This is a genomic window from Arthrobacter sp. TB 26, from assembly GCF_000427315.1.
In the GTDB taxonomy this organism is placed as follows: domain Bacteria; phylum Actinomycetota; class Actinomycetes; order Actinomycetales; family Micrococcaceae; genus Arthrobacter.
In genome coordinates this window covers 1-8716 of the sequence record NZ_AUPJ01000172.1, presented here as the reverse complement: position 1 = coordinate 8716, position 8716 = coordinate 1, and the positions used below count along the sequence as shown (strand labels likewise).

The 8716-nt window shown below is 63.8% G+C and carries 10 protein-coding genes and 1 pseudogene; 7 read left to right on the top strand and 4 right to left on the bottom strand.

Going from position 1 to position 8716, the window contains the following annotated elements:
- Positions 1 to 244 (top strand): annotated as a pseudogene (locus K789_RS26400) (hypothetical protein); the annotation flags it as partial.
- Positions 244 to 477: a hypothetical protein gene (locus K789_RS26395; RefSeq protein WP_024365945.1), complete on the top strand. Its 234-nt coding sequence runs from the start codon at positions 244 to 246 to the stop codon at positions 475 to 477. The pseudogene K789_RS26400 and the gene K789_RS26395, both read left to right, overlap by 1 nt.
- 378 nt (positions 478 to 855) lie before the next feature.
- Here K789_RS26395 and K789_RS0105840 read toward each other — a convergent pair whose 3' ends face one another.
- The 3 genes from K789_RS0105840 to K789_RS0105830 are packed head-to-tail and all read right to left on the bottom strand — an operon-like array spanning position 856 to position 2894.
- Positions 856 to 1623 carry an SCO1664 family protein gene (locus K789_RS0105840; protein WP_024365944.1) on the bottom strand — a complete coding sequence of 256 codons (768 nt, stop codon included), beginning with the start codon at positions 1621 to 1623 and terminating at the stop codon, positions 856 to 858.
- Complete coding sequence (locus tag K789_RS0105835; RefSeq protein ID WP_024365943.1) at positions 1623 to 2177, bottom strand: DUF3090 domain-containing protein; 555 nt, start codon at positions 2175 to 2177, stop codon at positions 1623 to 1625. Before K789_RS0105835 ends, K789_RS0105840 begins: the two co-directional genes overlap by 1 nt.
- Positions 2178 to 2201: 24 nt before the next feature.
- Positions 2202 to 2894 (bottom strand): histidine phosphatase family protein, encoded by a 693-nt coding sequence (locus tag K789_RS0105830; RefSeq protein ID WP_024365942.1) that lies wholly within the window; start codon positions 2892 to 2894, stop codon positions 2202 to 2204.
- A 170-nt stretch (positions 2895 to 3064) separates the two neighbouring features.
- Here K789_RS0105830 and K789_RS26775 point away from each other — a divergent pair, with 170 nt between their 5' ends.
- A complete protein-coding gene (locus tag K789_RS26775; protein WP_084507300.1) occupies positions 3065 to 3277 on the top strand; it encodes a PLD nuclease N-terminal domain-containing protein in 213 nt (70 codons plus the stop codon).
- A gap of 185 nt (positions 3278 to 3462) precedes the next feature.
- Here the strand turns inward: K789_RS26775 and K789_RS0105825 are convergent, their stop codons facing one another.
- Complete coding sequence (locus K789_RS0105825) at positions 3463 to 3858, bottom strand: HsmA family protein (RefSeq protein WP_024365941.1); 396 nt, start codon at positions 3856 to 3858, stop codon at positions 3463 to 3465.
- A 207-nt stretch (positions 3859 to 4065) separates the two neighbouring features.
- On the opposite strand from K789_RS0105825, the gene K789_RS0105820 reads away from it, so the two are divergent.
- The 4 genes from K789_RS0105820 to K789_RS0105800 all read left to right on the top strand — a co-directional run bounded on the left by K789_RS0105820 (position 4066) and on the right by K789_RS0105800 (position 8689).
- The gene (locus K789_RS0105820; protein ID WP_024365940.1) at positions 4066 to 4815 is read left to right on the top strand and encodes a lytic murein transglycosylase; all 750 of its coding nucleotides are present in this window, start codon (positions 4066 to 4068) and stop codon (positions 4813 to 4815) included.
- A gap of 58 nt (positions 4816 to 4873) precedes the next feature.
- Positions 4874 to 5533, top strand: coding sequence for a dihydrofolate reductase family protein (locus K789_RS0105815; RefSeq protein ID WP_024365939.1), 660 nt, complete (start codon positions 4874 to 4876; stop codon positions 5531 to 5533).
- A 960-nt stretch (positions 5534 to 6493) separates the two neighbouring features.
- Complete coding sequence (locus K789_RS22450) at positions 6494 to 7129, top strand: Gfo/Idh/MocA family protein (protein WP_237739527.1); 636 nt, start codon at positions 6494 to 6496, stop codon at positions 7127 to 7129.
- Between the two features lie 375 nt (positions 7130 to 7504).
- Positions 7505 to 8689: a cation:proton antiporter gene (locus K789_RS0105800; protein WP_024365937.1), complete on the top strand. Its 1185-nt coding sequence runs from the start codon at positions 7505 to 7507 to the stop codon at positions 8687 to 8689.
- Positions 8690 to 8716: the final 27 nt, after the last annotated feature.

The window sequence follows — 8716 nt, the reverse complement described above, 5'->3', positions numbered from 1 at the left end:
GCTCTCGCGCCTGGCCTACGACCTCGAATCCCTGGCCAGTCCCGCGCTGGCAGCAGCACTGCTGACGGTGCTGTCCTTCCACGAGCTGTTCCTGGGAACCGTGGCCGGCTTCCTGTTCTCGGCGGCGCTGGTGGTGACCACCAGTTGCCGGCGGCGCATCCAGCTCCGCCGGAGGGTTCGCTGTGGCACCGGACCACCCTGGGCGCCCGGATCTTTGCCAGGACGCCGGAACTGCGGGGGCTGATGGCGCTGAACCTGGTGGTGGCGGCCGCCACAGCCCTGGTGCTCGTCAACACCGTGGTTTATGCCCGGGAACTCTTCGGCGGCTCAAATGCCGACGTCGCCCTCGCCCTGGCCTGTTTCGGCGCGGGATCAATGGTCATCGCGCTGGCGGCCCCCAGGATTCTGGACCGTGCCCCAGACCGCACGCTGATGGGAACAGGGGAAGCCCCAGTCATTACAGCAACCATGGCGTGACCCGAAGGTTTGCGGAGAGAACCAACCGACGCGCTGTTGCGCCCCTCCTAGCGGTCGGCGGGGCGCTGGTCGGAGCGGATGGCCACCGCCTAGTGAATGAATGCTTCTTCGTCGGAAAGTTGTTGGACCTTTATCCGCGCGTCTCTCAAGCCCGGGGGGACACATGCGCTGTTATCGGCGTTTCGGCAGCGAATTCCCGGTGACAGTTGATGTCTCTCCCATCGCCCAAACCTTCGGAACAGAGGGTTGCTGGCCGGGGCGCGGCTCCTAGGAAAATCGCCAGCCGAGCCCGCGCTCAGGAATGGTGAGCTCCGTCGCCACTTTGAGATCCATGCCATCAACGCGACACAGCCTGCGAAACCCGTAGCCGTAATTCCCTTAGAACAGCGGCCAGGGCACCGCCGACATCTCATTGCTCGGAGCCGGAAACCGCCCTGCCAAGCGCAACCGGGCGCAGCGCGCGGCGAGCGATGCGATTTCTTCGGCGCTGAGCAAGTCCGCCAGGTTTCGGCCCAGCCCACCGTGCAGTCCTTCGCTGACACGATCGATGCCGTCGCGTTCCTCGGCGGTCAGAGCGTCTCCCAGCCATCCCCACAGCACGGTGCGCAGCTTAGGGTCACGGTGAAAGGTGAGTCCATGGTCCACGCCGTGCCGGTGTCCGTCCGTCATGGCAAGAATGTGGTCGCCTTTGCGGTCGGCGTTGTTGACAACCATGTCGAACACCGCCATGCGTCTGAGCGCTGGCGAGTCTTCGTGAACGAGGGCGACCATCCGTCCGTTCTCATCTCGTCCCTCGAGAACGTATTTCCAACCCGTCTCCGGCACGTGGTCCGTCGCGATCAGGTTCACGGCGCTTTGGGCGGGGTCTTGCTCCTGCCAGAGCTGCACCATTCCTTCGCCCATCGGACCATCGCGCAGCCAGGTGTGCGGCACGATGTCCCAGCCGAAGACCTGCGAGACCAGGTAGGCGGCCACCTCCCGGTGAGCCAGGGTGCCGTGGGGAAAATCCCACAGCGGGCTTTCGCCTGCAATCGGCTTATAGACGACCACCACGTCGCCGATGCTGCCCAGAAATGTAGCGTTTGAAGCCGTGGTGATGCGGCCGGTGAGCGTCAGCTCTGCGGTCACTAGGTCCGGCGCTGGCATCAGACCTCGGGAAGGGTGCAGATGTGCCCGTCGGCGTCTATGGGGTAACCGCAGAGCGAGCACGTCGGACGCCCGGCACCCACGATCTCACGGGTGCGCTTGGCGAATGCGCGGGCGGTGCCGACCGGCATTCGCACCAGCAGCATTTCGGGCTCGTTAGCGCCGTCCTCATGAAGCGATTCGTCGTTGTCATCAGCATCGACATCGGCGATGGGGTAGGCCTCTATTACGACTTGGGCCGTGGTTGGGTCCCAACCTAAGCTCATGGCGCCGGTGCGAAACTGCTCCTGAACGGCCTCGAGCTGGTCATTGTCGACAAGTTCAACGGGAGTACTCGTGGGAACGCTGAAGGGGTTGCCCTCGGCGGTCATGAGCTGGTCGAGAATTTCGTCGACCTTCTCCGCGAGCAGGGCCGACTGCTGCTTCTCCAGGGCAATACTCACGATCTGCGTCCCTGCGCGCACCTGCAGGTAGAACGTGCGCGCCCCCGGAAGGCCAATGGTGCCAACGACGACCCGATCCGGCCAGGCAAACTCATGAACACGTGTAGGCATGTCAGTATTTTAGGCACATGAGGTTCATGGCGCCTTTTGCCCTGCGCCGCCGCCCACCGGCGCATCGCCAGAGTGGATGGCGTTCGACAGCCACGACAGATCACCCGCGTCGGTGTTGGTCGCGTAGACACTCGGCCGGCTAGCGCCGTAGCGCACGATCGATACGGAGGCGGGGCCCACGTTAATACGCTGGAACAGGTCAAGGTGCATGCCGAGCGCGTCGGCGAGGATTGACTTGACGATGTCACCGTGACTCACCGCCACCCACACGGCCCCTGGCCCGTGCTCGGCTTCGAAGGCTGCATCGTGGCGTCGAATCGCTGCCACCGACCGGGCCTGCATCGCGGCCATGGATTCACCGCCGGGAAAGACGACGGCGGACGGTTGCGACTGCACAACCGGCCACAAATTCTCGGTCGCGAGATCACTGAGCGTGCGGCCCTGCCACTGGCCGTAATCGCACTCGGTGAGATCGGGATCGACCGTCGCGTACGGCGTGCCATCCTGGCGATCGAGGATGAGCTGGGCGGTCTGCTGACAACGCTCAAGAGGGCTCGACACCACCCCGACCACGGGCACGGCCGCGAGCCGGTCACCGGTCAGAGCCGCCTGGTCGCGCCCGATCTGGTCCAGGCTGACGCCGACGGCCCGACCGGCCAGCAGTCCAGTGGCATTGGCTGTGGTGCGGCCGTGCCGCACGAGAATAACTGTCGCCATCCACCCAGCCTAGCCACCCGCTCGACGGCGGTGAGAACCTTACCGGGTGGCGCGTCGAACAGGCAGATAAAGCACAGGCGGAACCCTTCAAGCACGTAACTGGCGGAAGCCTTCAAGCACGCCGACGCCTCCAAGCCGCCCAGACGGACTTGGCACGCATTGACCAGCTCATGGCCGAAGCAGCAAAACCGGAAGAACCGGGACACGCAATCCTGTTCATTGCGGCGCTCGTGAGCATTGCGCGCAATAGGACTCATACCACTGGCGGTACGGTCGTCTGGGCCCTCATCGTTCTTGCGGTACCGGTAATTGGCTCGGTTCTGTGGTTCTTGGTTGGGCGCAGAGAAACAACCAGTTCTCGTCTTCGCGATCAAGCGAGATAGCGGGCCTGCGGGGCTCGGCTGGATTGCATTCTTTGATGTCACGACTGTTCAAGGCGACGTTCCGGGATAAGTGCATGACCGTATGCGACTTGTTGACGGGTTCTGCTGGGCCCCTGGCAGGTTGCTTTGCCCCATTGTGCGGCCGAGCTTGGTGCGATGCGATGGCGTGACTACGGCGGCCGCACTCAGGCCAGGCTGGTGCCTATGGCTCCGGTGAAATAGGGGACGAGCCAGATGGCCCAGACGAGAAGTGAAAACTGGTGGAAGCGTTTCTTCTCGACATCGCGATTACGCAGCAACACGATGATGGCCCAGCTTAAATGGATCAACATGAGCAGCAATGCTGCTGCCCCGGTGACGGCCATCACGGCATTGAGGCCCGCGCCGATTCCACCGGGCCGAACTTCGCTTGATGCCGCGAGTTGAGTCATCAGGTACGTTCCGCTGGCGTCGCAGATCAGGCCGGATGCAAAGAATCCCGCATGCCACCACTTCAGAACGCGTTGGCGATGCTCCGACCATACGCCGATCGAGTAAAAGACCAGAGCTGAGGTGATGAGGATGATCGCAGGCAAGAGCATGTCTCGAGACTACGGCTGCATCGATTTCTCAGGATCATCCAGAAGGTTGATGCGGGGATGCCAGTGTAGGAAGCTCCGGTGCCTGCCATCTGGCTGGTACTTCACATCCGTTCATTGCCTGCGTCGTTGAGGACGACATGACGGAACGGTGGGATGTCGTAGTGCCTATGGAGCGTTTGGTGTCAGGTTGGATGGTTTGATTAGTCCGTGCTCCGTCTAAAACGCCTTGTGGTTTTCAGCCTGCTCGCGGTTTGCGCCATCGCCGCATTCTCGTTCTGGGCAGTCCGGCAGCCCGGCGTCGACGCTCGTGGGGCCCTTGCTCCACCGCCGCGGGCCGTAGCGAAGCTTGATACGTTCTCCACCGGCATCACCACCGCTGTGAACGTGACCCCGAGCCCGGATGCCCAGTGGCTCATCCGGGCTGCCGCGCAGACCGGGATCCCAGCCCGCGTGCTCCGGGCCTACGTTGCTGCGGCAGCCACGGCCAACGATTCCGCTCCGATGTGCGGGATCGGCTGGAACACCGTGGCCGCCGTCGGCTTCGTCGAATCAGCGCACGGAACCTACGGCGGCGGCAGCCTCAACACCGCAGGGCAGGCGAGAGGCCCGATTGTGGGCCCGAGCCTGAATGGCGCCGGATTCGCCGCCATTGCCGACACGGACGCGGGTGCCCTGGACGGCGACGCCCGCTGGGACCACGCCGTCGGACCCATGCAGTTCATTCCCACCACCTGGCAGCTTGCAGGACGGGACGGGAACGGGGACGGAAAAGCGGACCCGTTCAATATCGACGACGCCGCCCTCAGCGCGGCGACCTACCTCTGCGCCCACGGCCGTGACCTCTCAACCGCGCAAGGATGGACCGACGCCATCTACTCCTACAACCAGTCCGATCCCTACATTCGCCAGGTGCGGGCCCAAGCCACCGCCTACGCCGTGAAGACGGGCACCTCTTGAGTGGTTGGGTTCGATCACCATAAAGTGATTGCGAACGACAAGCAGTTCAGGAGATGACATGTCCCTCGTCCGCGTGCATAACTTCTCGGTCTCCCTCGACGGCTTCGGCGCCGGTGAGGGCCAGCAACTCGACGCTCCGTTCGGTCACGCAGGCTCACGGCTGGTGGAGTGGGCTTTCGAGACGCGCACCTTCCGCGAGATGGGCATCCACGGGGAGTCGGAGGGATCCTTCGGCGTCGACGAGGCGTTCGCCAGCACGTGGGGGCCCGGGATCGGCGTGGAGATCATGGGGCGCAACAAGTTCGGCCCTCAACGCGGTCCGTGGGAGGACGAGGAATGGCAGGGATGGTGGGGCGATAACCCCGTCTTCCACACCCCTGTCGTTGTTCTGACACACCATCCCCGGCCGGTACTCGAGATGGAAGGCGGGACAACCTTCCATTTCGTTGACGCCGACCCCGTCTCTGCGCTCAAGCAGGCCCGCGCCCTGGCCGGTGACCTCGACGTCCGGATCGGTGGCGGCGTCAGCACGGTTCGGCAGTTCCTCGAGGCCGATCTGATCGACCACATGCACATCGTCGTTGTGCCGATCGTCCTGGGCCGGGGCGAACGGCTCTGGGATGGACTCGAAGGACTCGAGCAACGCTTTGAAATCGAAGCGACACCTTCTCCATTCGGAGTTCTCCATCTGATCTTCACTCGTCGCGCGGCACGGTAGGCCGACATCTCGGCCGCTATCAGGTGCCTGTTGTTGAAAAGCACATGCTTGGTGGTGATGCACCGGTTGGCGATCCAGGCCGCGCTCCCAATGAGTACCGGCAATCAGGTACTCATTGGGAGTGCGGCTTGCTGGCAGGTGAATCAGCGGTGGTAATCGAAGTAGCCGCCCCCACTTGCAGACGTTCCGTAGTAGGTGCATCCCGTGGTCAGGTAGCCCCTGGCCGCGTATTGCCCCATCACCTTGATGCAATACGACTGCGGCGTGGTCCATACGCGCGTCCAGCCCGGGCCTGTGATGGCCTGAGCTGGGGCCGCGGCCAGGACACTACCACCGGCCACCATGGCAAGGGTCAAGGAAATGGTTGCTAGTCTTTTGGCAAGTTTTGGATTAATCATTTCAATAGATTAATTCATGATGGGCTTTCAGCCCAGCGTCGATCCCTGGTTGGAGCCGGGTGATGTCGAGAGTGTCTTGCCGCACGGCCTGGAGCCGGCTCGCTTTCCATCGCGGCGGACCAGATCCGCGGGATCAGCCTCGAGATGGACCAACGACGACGCCGTTAATCGGACGGTGAACAGCCTCCTCGATTTCCTCGACACGGCCCACTTCAGCCGTGCGTTCAAGCAGGAGTTCGGTGTCCCGCCGACGGCTGTCACGCCGGGCCGCGGCCAGCGGTGAGGGCATCATCGGATTGACGCAGGGACAAACCGCAGCCGTTCCACTACCGCGACGATAGTGAAGAACCGCCCTCCCCTCAGCGCTGGCGCGGGTTTGGGTTCCTGCCACACTTCATGACCGCGTTGCCGCGTAGATGCATGACCTCCAAGTCTGACCCGTGGTTCGGCTGACAGGTCGCCGGTGCCTGGTTGATAAACGAATCAACGGACTTGGAACCGATCGCTCCCTGAATCTCGGGTTCCAGAATCCCGGGATGCACCCCCGCTCCGCTGGGGGATCATGGGTCCCGGCTGGATTGCGGAACGCTTCACGGAATCCGTGCCGGCGCACACTTCGCAGGTGATTGTCGCGATCGGATCCCGCTCGCTGGACCGCTCCGCGGCGTTTGCCGGAAGATACGGCGTCCCTGCAGCCTTCGGTAGCTATGAGGAGCTGGCGGCCTCCGACGTCGACATCATCTACGTGGCCACGCCGCACAACTTCCACTACGAGGCTGCGCTTGTGGCGCTCGACGCCGGCAAGCATGTCCTGGTTGAAAAGCCGATCGGCATCAATCGCGAACAGGCGGCAGGCATCGCCAGCCGGGCAGCCGGGGCCGGCTTGTTCGCGGCCGAAGCCATGTGGACATTCTTCGTGCCCAAGTTCGACGTCATCCGTCAGGTGCTCGACTCCGGAATACTCGGGGACCTCTCAACAGTGTTCGCCGAATACGGCGAGTACTTTGACCGCAGCCACCGGATCTTCGACCCGGCTCTGGCAGGTGGCCCGCTGTTGGACCTCGGGACCTATCCGCTCTCGCTCATCACGTCCGTCCTGGGCGAACCGGACCGTCTCCTGGCGGTCGGTGAACCGCACGAATCCGGAGTCAATGCCCAGCTTTCGGCTGTTATGTCCTGGGCACGGAGGCCTCCCTGACCCTAGACGGGCCGTTCAACATGCCTGGCGGCTTCACCATCCGCTTCCCGGACGGCACCCGACTGGCCCATGAAGAGCCGGCCGGAGGCACTTTGATGGCCTGCACTACGAGGCTGCCGCCGTCGCCCGTGCCATTGCGGCAGGGCAGCTGGAAGTCCCGCAACGGCCGCTCGCCGAATCCATCCGGACCATGGCCGTCGCCGACGCCATCAGGAACCAGCTCGGAATCGTGTTCCCCGGCGAAAGGCCACGGAGTCCATGAACGCCGTTGACCGCGTGCAACGGCGTGAGTACTGTGAGTCCACTCCACTCAAACTGGCTGACGCGCCCCGGTAACGTCCGTAAGCCAACCGCAATGACGGCAGAAGGAGGGACGTGTCGTTCTATCAGCTTTCGCTGATCGCCGCCGTCGCTCTCCTCGGGCCGCTGCTGGCGCTTCCTGTGAAATGGCACCTTCCCGTGGTGGCGGGGGAGTTGCTGGCTGGTATCGCCATCGGGCACACGGGTCTGGACCTGGTGGATTCCTCGGATCGCACGTTCACGTTTGTGGCCGACGTCGGGTTCGCCCTCATTATGTTCGTCGCCGGGACGCATGTCCCGGTGCGGGACGCAGCCATCCGTCCCGCCCTGGGTGGCGGCGCCCTGCGTGCCGGCATCGCCGCGGTGCTTGCGGGCGCCGTCGGAATCGTCATTGCCTTTGTCTTTGGAACCCGGCATGCACCCCTATACATCGTTCTGCTCGCTTCCTCTTCGGCAGCCTTGGTCCTGCCGATCGTCGATTCGCTGCGGTTGACAGGTCCAAAGGTCCTGATGACAACGGCACAGGTTGCGGTGGCGGACGTCGCCTGCATTGTGGCGCTTCCGCTTGCTGTTGACCCACCCAATGCCCCGAGGGCAGCCCTCGGGGCAGCGCTCGTCGCGGGCAGCGCGGCGGTCTTGTTCTTTGTGCTTCGCTGGCTGGAGCGCGGCGGCACGCGCGGACGGGTGCATGATTTGTCCGAGGACCGGAAGTTCGCCCTGGAGTTGAGGATCCAACTTGCGCTGCTCTTCGCACTCTCCGGGCTTGCCGTCGCAGGCCATGTGTCCATCATGCTGGCCGGGTTCTCCTTCGGACTGGTGGTCGCAGCGGTGGGCGAACCCCGGCGGCTGGCTCATCAACTCTTCGCCGTCAATGACGGCTTTCTAGGGCCGGTGTTCTTTGTCTGGCTGGGAGCATCGCTCGATCTTCGGGACCTTGCGGGAAGCCCCAGAATGATTCTCCTCGGGATTTCCCTTGGCCTGGGAACCCTCCTGGTCCATGGAAGCCTGCGGCTACTCGGCCAGCCTCTGCCGCTTGCGGTGCTTGCAGCGTCCCAGTTGGGAGTGCCGGTTGCCGCCGCCACTATCGGCTCCCAATTGCAGTTGCTGGGACCGGGAGAAGCCGCAGCCATAATCCTCGGTGCACTCATCAGCATCGGGGCAAGCACCATCGCGGGTTCCCGGGCGGCACGCACATTTTCGCGGTCCGCCGCGGCACAGGCGGGCAAGCCATCTGAGGACGGCCCGACCGTCGTTGGGTAGTTCGCTTAAGCCACAGGGCGACGAGCC